Source organism: Billgrantia aerodenitrificans, from assembly GCF_021404405.1.
Taxonomy (GTDB): Bacteria; Pseudomonadota; Gammaproteobacteria; order Pseudomonadales; family Halomonadaceae; genus Halomonas; species Halomonas aerodenitrificans.
This window is the reverse complement of sequence record NZ_JABFTV010000012.1, coordinates 146,921-161,164: the sequence shown is the minus strand read 5'-3', so window position 1 is coordinate 161,164 and position 14,244 is coordinate 146,921. Positions and strand designations below refer to the sequence as shown.

Annotated in this window: 13 protein-coding genes; 4 read left to right on the top strand and 9 right to left on the bottom strand. The window is 64.8% G+C overall.

Annotated elements, in window-relative coordinates; genetic code table 11:
- Positions 1–131 precede the first annotated feature (131 nt).
- The gene (locus HOP59_RS20360) at positions 132–740 is read left to right on the top strand and encodes an FMN-dependent NADH-azoreductase (protein ID WP_234255405.1); all 609 of its coding nucleotides are present in this window, start codon (positions 132–134) and stop codon (positions 738–740) included.
- 3 nt (positions 741–743) lie between these two features.
- Here HOP59_RS20360 and HOP59_RS20355 read toward each other — a convergent pair whose 3' ends face one another.
- The gene (locus HOP59_RS20355; protein ID WP_234255404.1) at positions 744–1,814 is read right to left on the bottom strand and encodes a metal-dependent hydrolase; all 1,071 of its coding nucleotides are present in this window, start codon (positions 1,812–1,814) and stop codon (positions 744–746) included.
- 47 nt (positions 1,815–1,861) lie between these two features.
- Positions 1,862–2,398 (bottom strand): DNA-3-methyladenine glycosylase I, encoded by a 537-nt coding sequence (locus HOP59_RS20350; protein ID WP_234255403.1) that lies wholly within the window; start codon positions 2,396–2,398, stop codon positions 1,862–1,864.
- Between the two features lie 93 nt (positions 2,399–2,491).
- On the opposite strand from HOP59_RS20350, the gene HOP59_RS20345 reads away from it, so the two are divergent.
- The 3 genes from HOP59_RS20345 to HOP59_RS20335 all read left to right on the top strand — a co-directional run bounded on the left by HOP59_RS20345 (position 2,492) and on the right by HOP59_RS20335 (position 4,092).
- Complete coding sequence (locus HOP59_RS20345) at positions 2,492–2,983, top strand: DUF411 domain-containing protein (RefSeq protein ID WP_234255402.1); 492 nt, start codon at positions 2,492–2,494, stop codon at positions 2,981–2,983.
- 178 nt (positions 2,984–3,161) lie between these two features.
- Positions 3,162–3,602 carry a lactoylglutathione lyase gene (gloA, locus tag HOP59_RS20340; RefSeq protein ID WP_234255401.1) on the top strand — a complete coding sequence of 147 codons (441 nt, stop codon included), beginning with the start codon at positions 3,162–3,164 and terminating at the stop codon, positions 3,600–3,602.
- Between the two features lie 34 nt (positions 3,603–3,636).
- Positions 3,637–4,092, top strand: coding sequence for an META domain-containing protein (locus HOP59_RS20335; RefSeq protein WP_234255400.1), 456 nt, complete (start codon positions 3,637–3,639; stop codon positions 4,090–4,092).
- A 58-nt stretch (positions 4,093–4,150) separates the two neighbouring features.
- Here HOP59_RS20335 and HOP59_RS20330 read toward each other — a convergent pair whose 3' ends face one another.
- The 7 genes from HOP59_RS20330 to HOP59_RS20300 form a co-directional block, all read right to left on the bottom strand.
- Positions 4,151–4,885 carry a phosphatase PAP2 family protein gene (locus HOP59_RS20330; RefSeq protein WP_035590028.1) on the bottom strand — a complete coding sequence of 245 codons (735 nt, stop codon included), beginning with the start codon at positions 4,883–4,885 and terminating at the stop codon, positions 4,151–4,153.
- Between the two features lie 364 nt (positions 4,886–5,249).
- The gene (locus tag HOP59_RS20325; RefSeq protein ID WP_234255399.1) at positions 5,250–6,032 is read right to left on the bottom strand and encodes a 3-hydroxybutyrate dehydrogenase; all 783 of its coding nucleotides are present in this window, start codon (positions 6,030–6,032) and stop codon (positions 5,250–5,252) included.
- 21 nt (positions 6,033–6,053) lie between these two features.
- Positions 6,054–7,424 (bottom strand): TRAP transporter large permease, encoded by a 1,371-nt coding sequence (locus tag HOP59_RS20320; protein ID WP_010626554.1) that lies wholly within the window; start codon positions 7,422–7,424, stop codon positions 6,054–6,056.
- Positions 7,425–7,473: 49 nt separating this feature from the next.
- Complete coding sequence (locus HOP59_RS20315; protein WP_010626555.1) at positions 7,474–8,067, bottom strand: TRAP transporter small permease subunit; 594 nt, start codon at positions 8,065–8,067, stop codon at positions 7,474–7,476.
- Between the two features lie 132 nt (positions 8,068–8,199).
- Positions 8,200–9,309 (bottom strand): TRAP transporter substrate-binding protein, encoded by a 1,110-nt coding sequence (locus HOP59_RS20310; RefSeq protein ID WP_010626556.1) that lies wholly within the window; start codon positions 9,307–9,309, stop codon positions 8,200–8,202.
- A gap of 265 nt (positions 9,310–9,574) precedes the next feature.
- Positions 9,575–11,008, bottom strand: a complete 1,434-nt coding sequence (locus tag HOP59_RS20305; RefSeq protein WP_234255398.1) for a sigma-54 interaction domain-containing protein — start codon at positions 11,006–11,008, stop codon at positions 9,575–9,577.
- Between the two features lie 56 nt (positions 11,009–11,064).
- Positions 11,065–13,914 (bottom strand): valine--tRNA ligase, encoded by a 2,850-nt coding sequence (locus HOP59_RS20300; RefSeq protein ID WP_234255397.1) that lies wholly within the window; start codon positions 13,912–13,914, stop codon positions 11,065–11,067.
- Between the last annotated feature and the right edge of the window lie 330 nt (positions 13,915–14,244).

Here is a 14,244-nt window from a genome sequence, read left to right as displayed (position 1 = left end):
CCGATAGGCAGGGCCTTTTGCTGCGATAGACTTTCGTTTTTATCGAATGATAAGCGCAAAACTATGCGCTTTTAATGGCATTAATTGCACGTAACATGATGATCAACACTACCCCAATCTGGGAGATCGTCATGGCTACCCGTATTCTTCTCGTTACCTCCTCCATCCTCGGCGAGCATGGCCAGTCCAATGTTCTGGCCAACCACCTTCGTGAGCGTGCCGCCGGCCGCGATGAACTCGCCATCACCCATCGCGACCTGGCCGTCGACTCGCTGCCCCATCTGGGGCTCGAGGAGCTCTCCAGCTGGCAGGTGGCGGCCGAAGAACGCTCTGCCGAGCAGCAGGTGCTGGCTCAGCGCTCCGATGACCTGATCGACGAACTCCAGGCCCACGACGTGCTGGTGCTGGCGGTGCCGATGTACAACTTCGGCATTCCGTCTCAGCTCAAGGCCTGGTTCGACCGGGTAATGCGCGCCGGCACCACCTTCCGCTACACCGAGCAGGGTCCGGTGGGCCTGGTGAAGGGCAAGCGGGCCGTGATCCTGGCCGCCCGCGGCGGACAGTACGCCGGTACCGAACAGGACACCCAGACCCCGCATCTGAAGGCGATGCTGGGTATGATCGGTATCTCCGACGTCTCGACGATCTATGCCGAAGGGCTCGCCATGGGCGACGGCCTACGCGACGCCGCTCTCAAGGAGGCACGTCAGGCCATCGATTCGCTGGTAGAGAGGCTGTAACGCTCAGCACGCCGCGGGTACGTCCGCCACCCAGCGGTCGGTAACGAAGTCGCTGGTGCAAAGCCTGGCCTCGGGAGAGAAAACGCGGGCGGCCAACTGGCCCAGTGCCGCCATGTCGACCCGGGTGTCGGGCGTCAGCATCTCGGTCGGCTTCAGCGGCTGCCACGTCTCTCCTTCTTCACGCGTCGCCAGGGCGTAGCTGAAGGCATAGAACCCCGGGAAACCCAGGCGCACGTCAGTAGCGATCAGGGTTTCCCGTCCGTCGCGCTGGCGAACCTCATAGCGCAGGTAGGGGCCGGCGAACCAGTCCAGGCGCTCTCCCATCTCCAAGGCCAGTACGTCCTCCTCCAGCTCGGCACCACGGTGGAAAATTTCCAGCATCGGCGCCTCGGCACCGTCGAGCAGTCCCACCAGGGTTTCGTAGTGGCGGTCGCCGTCGATGATCGTCGCTCGCCACAGCAAGGTGTTGAACGGGGTAGGCTGCACCAGCCGCGGCGCATCCTCGATTCCGTGCTCGGCGAGTACCGGCTCGAGCCGGTGCTCCACGACCCCTTTGGCGAGCATGGCAAAGGCCAGGTAGGCGCAGGAGATTGCCAGCCCCCAGGCCGGAGCACGGAAGCCGTTGCCGGAGGCAAGAGCAATCACGAAAGCGGCCAGTAGTGGCAGGGTGTAGAGCGGATCGATGATGAACACCACCGGCCATGCGCTGGGGCGTACATCCAGCGGCCACCAGAGCTGGGTGCCATAGGTGGTCAGCACGTCGAGCAGGGGGTGGGAGAGCATGCTCAGGACGAAGAATGCCCACCAGCGGCCGAGGGTGATGTCGCGGGCCGGAGCGAAGCGCCGGGCAAGCAGTGCCAGCAGAGTGCCGAGTCCGGTCAGCACGAATACGGAATGGCTGAAGCCACGGTGCTCGGTAACGTTGAGTACCGCATCGCCGTAGTCGAGGAAGACGTCCAGGTCGGGTAAGGCAGTCACGACCGCGCCGATCAGCACTGCCTTGCGGCCCAGCCGGCGTCCCAGCACGGTGCCGCCTACCGCCGCCCCAAGGACGGCGTGCGTCAGGGTATCCATCCGTTTGGACTCCTAGTCTTTCCCTGCATCTAGCGTAGCCCTAGCCCTCAGCGCGTGTACCAAGCCGGACCACAGTCCAGGATGCGTCGATGCACCGGGCACTCGTCATGATGGGCGCCCGGCAGGTAGCCGGTGCTCATCAGGAACTCACCGACGATCTCTGGGCCGGTGAAGCGGAAGGTGCGGCGGAACAGCTTGACCCACTCCTCTTTCGTCAGCGGGTGGTGATGGTCGAGCCAGGCCGCAAAGCTGCCGTGCGCGTCGCGCAGTGCCAGGATGACGCCGGCGTTGTGTATCGCCGCCTCTACCTTGAGTCGATTGCGGATGATGCCGGCGTCGCCGAGCAGGCGTTCGCGTTCACCGCTGCCATAGGCGGCAACCTTGGCAATGTCGAAGTTGTCGAAGGCACGACGAAACGCTTCGCGCTTCTTGAGTACCGTCAGCCACGACAGGCCCGCCTGGTTGATCTCCAGTATCAGGCGTTCGAACAGCGCCGTGTCGTCCCTGACGGGAAAGCCGTACTCCTTCTCGTGGTAGGGGCCATGCCATGGATGACCCGGTGCCAGATCACAATAGTGCGACATTTCCGCTCTCTTTCCCTTAGTGGGTATTGGCAAGCCGTCGGGGGCTTGTCACGATTCGATTATCCGGCGTCAACGCTTCAGGAGCCACCCAGCATGAAAAGCCTACCCATGAATGGCAAGACGAAAAAGGTGACCGCGCTCTCCCTGCTTGGCGGTGGAGCCCTGGCTCTCTACCTGGTCTTCACCCCCGGCACCAGCACCCAGGCCGGCTCGGTGGTTGAGATGTATCAGGATCCCAACTGCGGCTGCTGCACCGACTGGGCCGATCACCTCAGGGAGGCGGGCTTCGAGGTGCGACAGCACAAGACCCGCGACATGCGCTCGATCAAGATCGAGCATGGCGTCACGCCGGAGCTGGCCTCCTGCCACACGGCGCTGATCGATGGCTACGTGATCGAAGGTCACGTCCCGGCCGCCGACATCAAGCGTCTGCTCGAGGAGCGCCCTGACGTAGTAGGGCTGACGGTGCCCGGCATGCCCCACGGTTCGCCCGGCATGGAAACCGGCCGCTACGACGACTATGCCGTACTGACCTGGCAGCATGAGGACCGGACGCCGGCCGTCTTCAGCGAGTATACTCACTGAGCAGGAAATACTGACTAAATGACTGCGCGAGCGAATCGCTGCGTTGCGCGGTGCTCGGAATCCTCACATATACCCCATATGCTCCGGTTCCTGTGCTCCGTGCGCCTTGCGCTTCATCTCGCTCGTCGATTTGTTCAGTATTCCTGATTTCTTTGCTGAACGTTGGCTAGGAGGGCTCATGCAGTACCTGCACACCATGGTTCGAGTCAGCGACCTGGATGCGTCGTTGCGGTTCTACTGCGACCTGCTGGGGTTGAAGGAGGTGAGGCGCAAGGAGAACGAGAAGGGGCGCTTCACGCTGGTGTTCCTGGCGGCACCCGAGGACGAGTCTCGCTCCGCCGAGCTCAAGGCACCGGAGCTGGAACTGACCTACAACTGGGACCCGGAAGAGTACGGCGGCGGGCGCAACTTCGGTCACCTGGCCTATCGGGTCGACGATATCTACGCCCTGTGCCAGCGGCTGCAGGATGCCGGCGTGACCATCAACCGCCCGCCCCGCGACGGCCACATGGCGTTCGTACGCAGCCCCGACGGTATCTCCATCGAGCTGCTGCAGAAGGGCGATGCGCTGCCGGCTAGAGAGCCCTGGGCCTCTATGCCGAATTCTGGATCTTGGTAAGAACCCGCGACGAGAATAAGGAACGAATCTCTCGATGATCAAGACTCTGCCTGGCCGAACGCTGCTGCTGGCGCTCGTGGCCATGTCCCTGGCCGCATGTGGCGGCAAGCCAACCGAACCCCCTCGTCAAGATCAGCCCCGCGTCTCTAGCGACCATCCGGTGGTGGGGCAGCGCTGGAACCTGCTGCTGGTCGGTACCAACGAACGCCTCTCCATGCCCGAGACGCCCTATTTCGTCGTTTCGCCCGACGGCCGTGTGACCGGCAGCGACGGCTGCAACCAGATCAATGGGCGGGTGAATCTCGACGGGGGCAACCGCATCCAGTTCGGTGAGCTGGGCACCACGCGTCGCGGCTGCCCTCAGCTCGACGACGCCAAGCGCGTCACCGGGATGATGGAGGATGCCTACCGCTTCCTCATCGACCACGACCGGCTGGTGTTCTTCGGCCGCGATCAGCGGGTACTGGGCGGCTGGCGCAAGGCGAACTGAGGCAATGAAAAAGCGCGGCCAAGGCCGCGCTTTTTGTGGGTCGAACGCCGACCAGTGGTTAGCGTCCTGGCAGGGCATTGCGTGCCTTGACCAGTCCTGCAGTGATCGCCCGCGCCAGCCCCGGTCCTACCGGCGTCAGCAGTATCCAGGGCGCGACGATCAGGTTGATCATCAGCGCCGCGAAGAAGACATCGCTGAACCAGTGGGCGCCGCTGAGAATGCGCGGGGCGCTGAGCAGGACGGCGAAAACGGCGCTGACCAGCATCACCCTGAGGCCGGCGAAGCGCCACATGAAGGCGGTGAAGAGGAACAGGTTCACGCCGTGATCACCGGGAAAGCTGCTGCCCGAGCTGTCCTTGGTCGAGAAGTCGACCATTTCCGTGATCAGGTTCACGTTGTCGTACACCAGGGTAGGGCTGGGGTGAGTATAGGGAACCACCATGCGAAAGCCCTGGGCAAAGAAGACGGCGGTCAACAGCATGGTGATGCCGATACCTCCCCAGCGCAGCATGCGATGGGTGGGGTCGGGGTCGCGACTGATTGCCCACAGGTAGATCGCCAGCAGGATCATCAAGCTGACTACGTCGAACATGCGGTTGTTCACCGCCGCCACGAACAGCACCCAGGTCTCGTTGTCCTCGGTCAGCCAGGCGTTGGTGGCGAAGAACACCGCGTCGTCGAGCTCGGTCCAGAACATCAGGCCGGGGGACAACCAGGACCACACCAGCAGGGCGCCCAACAGGTTGAAGACGAGAATGCGGCCAGGCGCGAAGGTCGGTTCGGTATGAGGCATGAGGGCATCGGCACGGTTGATGGTCGATGCCCCCATTCTAGGGGAAAGCTGCGTTGCAGAACAGCGTTCCCTAATGCTCACGGTATTTGAGGAAATGCTGCACAAATTGACGAGCGAGATGAAGCGGCTAGGTTCGTTCCCGACGAACCAACGCACTTCCCACATCCATGTGGGTCGCAAGGCGCACGGAGCACAGTACCGAGCGAAGCGACAAACAGCCGTAGGCTGGCCCCGAAGGGGCGAGAAGCCGCAGGCTGCGAGTCAACCGGAGCATATGGGGTATATGTGAGGATTCCGACGGTCCGACGCTTCGGCACCGCGCAACGCAGCGATTCGCTCGCGCAGGTATTTGTGCTGTGTTTCCCTATTGCATGTACCAGCCGTGGCTGGCCACCACCGACTGCCCGGTCAGCGCCGCGCTGGGGAAGGCCGCCAGGTGCAGCGCCAGCTCGGCAATGTCCTCCAGGGTGGTGAACTCGCCGTCGACGGTATCCTTGAGCATCACGTCGCGTATCACCGCCTCTTCGGAGATGCCCAGTGCTGCGGCCTGCTCGGGAATCTGTCGCTCCACCAAGGGCGTGCGCACGAAGCCGGGACAGATCATGTTGGCGCGCACCCGATGTTTCGCCCCCTCCTTGGCCACGGTTCGGCAAAGCCCCAGCAGGCCATGCTTGGCCGCCACGTAGGGCGCCTTCAGCGGTGAGGCGAGCTTGCTGTGCACCGAGCCCATGTAGATCAGGCAGCCGCCGTGCTCCTGACGGTACATCTGACGCAGGGCTGCGCTGGTGACCAGGAAGGCACCGTCCAGATGTACCGCCAGCACCTTGCGCCAGTCGGCGAAGGTCAGACTGTGCAGCGGGGCGATATGCTGAATGCCGGCGTTGGCGATGGCGATGTCCAGGCCATCCCATTCGGCGACGATTCGCTCGACGCCTGCGTCGACCACTGCCTCGTCTGTCACGTCCATGGCCAGTGCCATGGCCCGCCCGCCGTTGGCGCGGATCTCTGCCACCGTGGCTTCGGCTGCGGCCAGATCGAGGTCGGCCACCGCCACTCTTGCCCCTTCGCGGGCATAACGCTCGGCAATGGCGCGTCCGATGCCGCCTGCCGCCCCGGTGATCAGGGCCGTCTTGTCGGTCAGTTGCATGTCTTGCTCCTTGTCGAAATGTCAGCGACCGCCATAGATCTCGTTGGGCAGCCAGGTCGCCAGCGGGGCGAAGAAGAACACCAGCAATAGCCCGAGCAGTTGGATGGCCACGAAAGGCGCGACGCCCAGGTAGATGTCACGGGTGGTGATGCCTGGCGGACAGACCCCCTTGATGTAGAACAGCGCGAAGCCCACCGGCGGCGTCAGGAACGAGGTCTGCAGACAGATGGCGAACAGCATGGCGAACCACAGCGGGTCGACCCCCAGGCTGAACACCACCGGCGCGACCAGCGGTAGGATGATAAGTGTGATCTCCACCCAGTCGAGGAAGAAGCCCAGCAAGAACACCACCAGCAGGATGGTCAGGACGATGCCGGTTTCGCTGAAAGGCAGCCCGGTGAGTGCCAGACGTACCACATCGTCGCCACCCAGGCCCCGCAGCACGGCGGCGAACACCGTGGCGCCGATGAAGATGGCGAAGATGAAGGCGGTGGTGCGGCTGGTCTGGTAGAGCGCATGACGCAGGGTCGCCAGAGTCAGCCGGCGGTTGAACAGTGCCAGCAGCATGGCGCCCAGTGCACCCACCGCCGAGGCCTCGGTGGTGGTGGCGAAGCCGGTGAAGATCGAGCCGAGCACGGCAAGTATCAGCCCCAGCGGCGGCAGCACGGCGATGAACACCTGCAGGAACGCCCGGGCATCGAGCGGCTGGCGATCCTTGGGCGCGGGGGCCAGGTCCTTCTTCAGGTAGGCGGCAATCAGGATGAAGGCGATGTACATCACGCCCAACATCACGCCGGGCACCAGTGCGGCCATGAACAGGCGCCCTACGGAGGCGTCGGAGGTGCCCATGCGGTCGGCCATCAGCACCAGCATGATGCTGGGCGGCACCAGGATACCGAGGGTGCCCACCGAGCAGGCGGTGCCCACGGCCAGCGATTTGTTGTACTGGGCGCGCATCATCGGGCCCAGCGAGAGCATGCCGAGGAGTACCACCGAGGCGCCGACGATGCCGGTGGAGGCGGCCAGCAGCACGCCGACGATGACCACCGTCACCGCATAGCCACCGCGCAGACCGCCCAGTACCCGCACCAGCGAGTTCATCAGCCGCTCGGCGATGCCCGAGCGGTCGAGCATGATACCCATGAAGATGAACAGCGGCAGGGCCACCATCAGCTCGTTGGCGACGATGCCGTAGATGCGCCGGTCGAGCACGCCGATGGTGCCGCCCCAGGAGAACCACAGATCGGCAGCCATGTACTCCACCAGCACGTGACCGATCACGGCGAAGGCAAAGCCCACGCCGGCCAACGACCAGGCCACCGGGAAGCCCAGCAGCAGCAGGCTCATGAAGCTGGCGAACATCGCCAGCACGAGAAATTGTTCCAGTCCCATAGTCGATCTCTTCAGGTGAACGAGGCGTCTTCCAGCGAGCGCGTGTTGGCTACTGCCGCGGGGTCGTCTTGTGGATGCGCCTGGGGAAACCGAACAGCAGGGTGCAGCAGCGCAGCACCCGCGAGAACAGCGCCACCGCCACCAGCGTCAGGCCGATGGGAATCAGGGTCTTGATGATGAAGCGATAGGGCAGGCCGCTGGGGGCCTGGGAGCGCTCGCCGCGCAGGTAGGAGCGGTAACCGTACTGGTAGAGCTGCTCCACCATCAGATAGAGAATCGGCAGGGCCAGCAGCACGATGGCCAGCAGTTCGATCCAGGCCTGGGTACGCAGCGAGAACTTCTCGCGAATCACGTCGACCCGCACGTGGTCGTCGCTGACGACGGCATAGGCCAGGGTCAGGATCATGGTGGCGCCGAACAGGTGCCAGGAGAGCTCTTCCACGGCGATGGAGCCGCGGCCGAGAATGAATCGATTGACCACGTTGGTCAGCACTACCGCCAGGGTGGCCAGCCACAGCCAGGAGATGGCCCGGCCGAACAGCAGGATGGTCATGTCGAGGCGGTAACTCAGGCGGTTGGTGGGCAGCTCTGGCGGCGCGGAGTGCCCCTCCGGCGCCGGGGTCGCCGAGTCATGGATGCTCATGGGTAACTCCGGGGAATCGGGTCAGTCGGCCACCGCCTGTCGACGGCGGCCATTACTGGGGAATGAACGAACCTTGAAAAGCCGGCCGAAGCGCCAAGCGACTAGCTCGCCTGGCGTTCGGACGGCGTTCTCTCAGTCTTCGAGGTTTTCCGGCGCGTAGTAGGAGCGCGGCAGGTGGCCCTTGACGTGCCAGTTGCCATGCACCTTCATGAACTCGCGCTGGCTCTCGAGCACGCGACCGAACATCTCGTTCTCGGCGGCGATCTCGGCCTGTACCTCATTGGTCACCCGGCGCAGCTCGCCGAGGATCTCGTCGGAGAGCACCTGAGCATTGACGCCCTCTTCCTCGAAGTCACGCAGCGCCTTGGGATTCTCCATCTCGCTCTCGGAGTAGCCGAAGAGGGTGGCGGCCCGGCAGCCCATGTCGATCATGGCGCGGGTCTGCGGCTCCAGCGCTTCCCAGCTGTCCTTGTTGATCAGCAGGTGAGCGGTGGTGAAGGTCTGGTGCCAGCCCGGCAGCACGTAGTTCTGCACGATTTCCTGCATACCCAGGATGCGGTCCACGGCAGGTGCCGAGAACTCCATGGCGTCGATGGTGCCGCGCTCCATGGCCTGATACAGCTCGCCGCCGGGGATCATGGTCACGGAGGCGCCCAGGCGCTCCATCACGCGCCCGCCGATACCGGCGAAGCGGATGCGCAGACCGTCGATCTGATTGAGGTCTTCCAGCGGCTCGGCGAACCAGCCCGCTGCTTCGGGGCCGATCATGCTGCACAGCAGCGGCTGGACGTTGTAATCCTCGTAGATCTCCTCGAGCAGTTCGGCACCGCCGCCGAAGTAGTGCCAGGCCAGGTAGGCGGGCGGCTCCATGCCGAACGGTGCGCCGGCGAACAGCGGCAGGGCGGGAATGCTGCCCTGGTCGTAGCCGACCCAGGTGAAGCCGGCGTCGTAGCGACCTTCGGAAACGGCATCGAGGATCTCGAACGGCGGGATCAGCTCACCCGGCTCGTAGTAGCGCAGGTTGATGTTGCCGCCGGATGCTTGATCGAGCGATTCGCTGAGGAAGCGTACCGGCGTGCTCAGGCCCACCAAGTGCGAGGGAAAGGCGATGGGCACCTGCCAGCGCACGCGCTCCTGGGCGTTGGCGGTACTGGCAGCGGTGGCACCTACCATCAAGGTGGCGGCGGCAATACCGAGGGTGAGCGGGCGAAGGCGAGTGGCGAGAGACGGAATGAACGACATGTTGGCTCCTTGTGCTTTGTTGTCGTCGCAGCGCCTTTGGTCGGCGCTGTCGTTGCAGCCATGTGACTCGATGTGTCGCGGCTGGCCGCGACGTCGCGTCAAGACATGACGCGTGACCACGTCATTGCACGCTTCATGCCACTTCGAGAAAGTCTTTTCGTTTCAAAGAGTTAATCGTTGCCAGGGGGAGGTGGAGCGGATGGTGTGTCCGAATATGCGGACAACATTAGACCTTGGTGGAAAGTGGTTTTGTCCGAAAATACGGTCAGGTGTCCGGTTTTTCGGACATGCGGGAGAGCTTGTCGTACAGCACCGAACGTGGAACGCCCAGCATTCGCGCCGCACGGGACTTGTTGCCACCGCAGGCGGCCAAGGCGTTGTGCAGGGCATCTCGCTCGGCGGCGAGCACCACTTCGGCAAGCGGACGTACCGCGGAGGTGGGCGGCGGCAGAGGGTTTGTCATGGTGGTGTGGGGCAGGGCGGCGCGCAGCTCCGGCACGTCGATCACGCTGCAGGCCTCGTTCAGCGCCAGGGTCTGTTCCAGCACGTTGCGCAGTTCGCGAATGTTGCCAGGCCAGGTGTGGCGCTGCAGCAGTGCGACCGCCTCCGAGGTGATCTCGGCGCGCGGCTCACCGCTTTCCGCGGCGATCCGTCCGAGCAAGGTCTCGCACAGGATACCCAGGTCGGCGAGACGCTCGCGCAGCGGCGGTACAAGAATGCGCAGCACGTTGAGGCGATAGTAGAGATCGGAGCGAAAGCTGCCCTCTTCGACCATGGCTTCCAGGTCGCGGCTGGTGGCGGCAATCACGCGTACGTCGACACGCTTGATCTCGTTGGAGCCCAGCGGCTCCACTTCTCCCTCCTGCAGGGCGCGCAGCAGTTTGGCCTGTAGCGCCAAGGGCATGTCGCCGACTTCGTCGAGGAACAGGGTCCCGCCGTCGGCGAGCTGGAACTTGCCCTGGCGGGTGCGCTTGTCGGCGCCGGTGTAGGCGCCCGGCGCGACGCCGAAGAACTCTGCCTCGAGCAGGTTCTCGGGCACCGCGGCGACGTTGACGGCAACGAAGGGGCTGGCTCCCCGCGGCGAGTCACCGTGGATGGCTTGGGCCAGCACCTCCTTGCCGGTACCGGTCTCGCCTAGTAGCAGCACCGGCGTGGCTCGTGCGGCGGCCAGGCGGGCACGGCGCTTGACCTCGAGCACCGCAGGGCTGGCGCCGACGAAATCGGCCAGGGCATAGCGTGAGCCGCGGCGTGCCAGGGCGCGTCGCGCCACCGCCAGGTCATGTTGCAGGCGGCGGTACTTGCCGATCAGCGGGGTCAGAGGCTCCAGGTCGTCGAACACGATGAAGGCCACCGCACCGTTGACCCGGCCACTGGCCGGGTCGTGCAGCGGCAACCGGGTGACCACCAGCTGACGCGCCTGGTACTCCATGATATCGAGCAGGATGGGCCGCCCGCTGCGTACCACCTCGGGCATGCGGGTGTGCGGGATCACCTCGCCCACGGGGCGGCCGATCACGCTGGCCGGGTCGTCGATGCCCAGCAGCCTGCAGTAGCAGGCGTTGATCCAGATGAGGCGGCTCGCCTCGTCGACCAGGATCGCCCCAGCGCTGTTGCGCTCGAGCAGCGGAAACAGCGGACGTATCGCCTCGAGGGTCAAGCCTTGGCTCTGGCTGGCCATGCTGCTGTTCTCTCGAGGCATTCGCGTCATCTCCGGGCCGCTGAAAAGTCACCGCGCGGCAGTTTCGGGCCGCTAAATCAAAGCGCAGCGATCTTGTCGCGCTGTTCGAGCAGCACGGCACGGGCCGCCTGGTACTCCTTGAGCTTGCCGCGCTCCTTCTCGACCACCGCTTCCGGCGCCTTGGCAACGAAGCTCTCGTTGCCCAGCTTCTTCTCGATGCCACCGATCAGCGCGTCCTGCTTGTCGATCTCCTTGGCCAGGCGAGTGAGCTCGGCGTCCTTGTCGATCAGGTCGGCCATAGGTACCAGCACTTCCATGTCGCCGACCAACTGCGTGGCCGAAAGCGGCGCCTCGCTGGGGTCGTCGAGCCAGTTGGCGCTGGCCAGCTTGGCCAGCTTGGCGAGAAACAGGCGGTTGGCCTCCAGGCGCTCGCGATCGGCTGCCGAGCCCTTGGTCAGCAGCACGTCGAGCGGCTTGCCCGGGGCGATGTTCATCTCGGCGCGCACGTTGCGCACCGCCACGATCACGCCCTTGAGCCACTCGATGTCGCGGGTCGCCTGCTCGTCGATCTTCTCCTGCTCGGCCATCGGCCACGGCTGCGCCATGATCGACTCGCTGCCGTCGCCTGCGGCCTTGCCCGCCAGCGGCGCCACGCGCTGCCAGATCTCCTCGCTGATGTAGGGCATCATCGGGTGGGCCAGACGCAGGATCGCTTCCAGCACCCGCACCAGGGTGCGGCGGGTGCCGCGCTTGGCCGCTTCGCTGGCGCCTTCGTCCCACAGCACTGGTTTGGAGAGCTCCAGGTACCAGTCGCAGTACTCGTTCCAGACGAACTCGTAGAGTGCCTGGGAGGCGTGGTCGAAGCGGAACTCCTCCATCGCCTTGGTCACCTGGGCTTCGGTCTGCTGCAGACGCGAGACGATCCAGCGGTCGGCCAGCGACAGCTCGACACTATCTCCGTTCGCCCCGCAATCCTGGCCCTCGGCGTTCATCAGCACGTAGCGCGAGGCGTTCCACAGCTTGTTGCAAAAGTTGCGGTAGCCATCGAGGCGGCCCATATCGAACTTGATGTCGCGCCCGGTGGTGGCCTGGGAGAGGAAGGTGAAGCGCAGCGCATCGGTGCCGTGGGGCTCGATGCCCTCGGGGAACTCGTCGCGGGTGGCCTTGGCGATGGCCTTAGCCTTCTGCGGCTGCATCATGTTGCCGGTACGCTTCTCGAGCAGCTCTTCCAGGGTGATGCCGTCGATCAGATCGATGGGATCGAGCACGTTGCCCTTCGACTTGGACATCTTCTGGCCCTGGCCGTCGCGCACCAAGCCGTGCACGTAGACGGTCTTGAACGGCACTTCGTCGGTGAACTTGAGGGTCAGCATGATCATCCGTGCGACCCAGAAGAAGATGATGTCGAAGCCGGTGACCAGCACGCTGGAGGGGTGGAAGGTCGCCAGTTCCGGCGTCTGCTCCGGCCAGCCCAGGGTGCCGAAGGTCCACAGCCCCGAGCTGAACCAGGTGTCGAGCACGTCCTCGTCCTGGGTCAGGGCGAGGTCGGCGGAAAGGCCATGCTTCTCGCGCGCCTCGGCCTCGGTGCGGGCGACGTAGACGTTGCCCTCGGCGTCGTACCAGGCGGGAATGCGGTGGCCCCACCACAGCTGACGCGAGATGCACCAGTCCTGCAGGTCGCGCATCCATGAGAAGTACATGTTCTCGTAGTTCTTGGGCACGAACTGGATGTCGCCGTTCTCCACCGCGGCAATGGCGGGCTTGGCCAGGCTCTCCACGGCGACGAACCACTGGTCCGTGAGCAGCGGCTCGATGACATCACCGGAGCGGTCGCCGTAGGGCAGGGTGTTGTTGACCGTCTCGATCTGCTCGAGCAGGCCGGCGGCTTCCATGTCGGCGACGATCCGCTTGCGCGCTTCGAAGCGGTCGAGGCCGGCGTAGGCCTGGGGCAGGCTGGGATCGATCTCGGGCAGCGGGCGGCCCTGGATGTCGAAGGCCTCGGCCTGGGGCAGGATCGCCGCGTCCTGGGTGAAGACGTTGATCAGCGGCAGGCCGTGGCGGCGACCCACCTCGTAGTCGTTGAAGTCGTGGGCCGGGGTGATCTTCACGCAGCCGGAGCCCTTCTCCATGTCGGCGTGTTCGTCGGCGACGATGGGAATGCGGCGACCGACCAGCGGCAGCTCGACGAACTTGCCCACCAGCGAAGCGTAGCGCGGGTCCTCGGGGTTGACCGCCACGCCGGTATCGCCGAGCAGAGTCTCGGGGCGGGTGGTGGCGACCACCAAGTAGCCGAGGCCGGCATCGGTCTTCACGCCGTCGGCCAGCGGGTAGCGGAAATGCCAGAACTGGCCCTGCTGCTCGCGGTTCTCGACCTCGAGGTCGGAGATGGCGGTGTGCAGGGTCGGGTCCCAGTTGACCAGGCGCTTGCCGCGGTAGATCAGGTCCTCTTCATAGAGGCGCACGAAGACTTCCTGCACCGCCTTGTAGAAGCCGTCGTCCATGGTGAAGCGCTCGCGGCTCCAGTCGACGCTAGCGCCCATACGGCGCAGCTGGCGGGTGATGTGGCCGCCGGATTCGTGCTTCCACTCCCACACCTTGTCGATGAAGGCGTCGCGGCCCAGGTCATGGCGGCTCTTGCCCTCTTCGGCGGCGACCTTGCGCTCCACCAGCATCTGGGTGGCAATGCCGGCGTGGTCGGTGCCCACCTGCCACAGGGTGTTGTTGCCCTGCATGCGGCGCCAGCGGATCAGCGTGTCCATGATGGTGTCCTGGAACGCGTGGCCCATGTGCAGGCTGCCGGTGACGTTGGGCGGCGGGATCATGATCGAGTAGGGTTCGCCCTCGCCCGAGGGGGCGAAGCGGCCGTCGGCCTCCCAGCGCTCGTACCAGCGGGATTCGATCTGCTCGGGTTGGTAGGTCTTGTCCATGGGGCGTTCCGGGTCCAGAAATGATCGCCGCCGGGTCGTGGGGCCGGGCGGCGGGAAGTCGTCGAAAGCGTGCGAAAAATGGGCTCGATTATAGCGCGATGGGGAGCTTGGCGTCAGCCAACCAAGTGGCCATTGTCAGCGAAGCTGCATGGAAGCGGGGCTGATCCGGGGGCAGGCCTGCGAGGAGGCGCTGTGAACCCATCCCTGGGCGCTATCTTCGCCATCCATGGCGAAGAACCTCCTCTTCGGCCTGCCCCCGGCGCCCCTCACCTCGGCGCCCCTCACCTCGGCGCCCCTCACCTCGGCGCCCCTCGCATTGGCGCCTTGGGG

Coding starts and splice junctions, on each gene's coding strand:
- HOP59_RS20300 (WP_234255397.1), bottom strand. CDS start 13,914: ATGGACAAGACCTACCAACCCGAGCAGATCGAATCCCGCTGGTACGAG.
- HOP59_RS20330 (WP_035590028.1), bottom strand. CDS start 4,885: ATGCCTCATACCGAACCGACCTTCGCGCCTGGCCGCATTCTCGTCTTC.
- HOP59_RS20335 (WP_234255400.1), top strand. CDS start 3,637: ATGATCAAGACTCTGCCTGGCCGAACGCTGCTGCTGGCGCTCGTGGCC.
- HOP59_RS20345 (WP_234255402.1), top strand. CDS start 2,492: ATGAAAAGCCTACCCATGAATGGCAAGACGAAAAAGGTGACCGCGCTC.
- HOP59_RS20315 (WP_010626555.1), bottom strand. CDS start 8,067: ATGAGCATCCATGACTCGGCGACCCCGGCGCCGGAGGGGCACTCCGCG.
- HOP59_RS20325 (WP_234255399.1), bottom strand. CDS start 6,032: ATGCAACTGACCGACAAGACGGCCCTGATCACCGGGGCGGCAGGCGGC.
- HOP59_RS20360 (WP_234255405.1), top strand. CDS start 132: ATGGCTACCCGTATTCTTCTCGTTACCTCCTCCATCCTCGGCGAGCAT.
- HOP59_RS20310 (WP_010626556.1), bottom strand. CDS start 9,309: ATGTCGTTCATTCCGTCTCTCGCCACTCGCCTTCGCCCGCTCACCCTC.
- HOP59_RS20350 (WP_234255403.1), bottom strand. CDS start 2,398: ATGTCGCACTATTGTGATCTGGCACCGGGTCATCCATGGCATGGCCCC.
- HOP59_RS20355 (WP_234255404.1), bottom strand. CDS start 1,814: ATGGATACCCTGACGCACGCCGTCCTTGGGGCGGCGGTAGGCGGCACC.
- gloA (WP_234255401.1), top strand. CDS start 3,162: ATGCAGTACCTGCACACCATGGTTCGAGTCAGCGACCTGGATGCGTCG.
- HOP59_RS20320 (WP_010626554.1), bottom strand. CDS start 7,424: ATGGGACTGGAACAATTTCTCGTGCTGGCGATGTTCGCCAGCTTCATG.
- HOP59_RS20305 (WP_234255398.1), bottom strand. CDS start 11,008: ATGCCTCGAGAGAACAGCAGCATGGCCAGCCAGAGCCAAGGCTTGACC.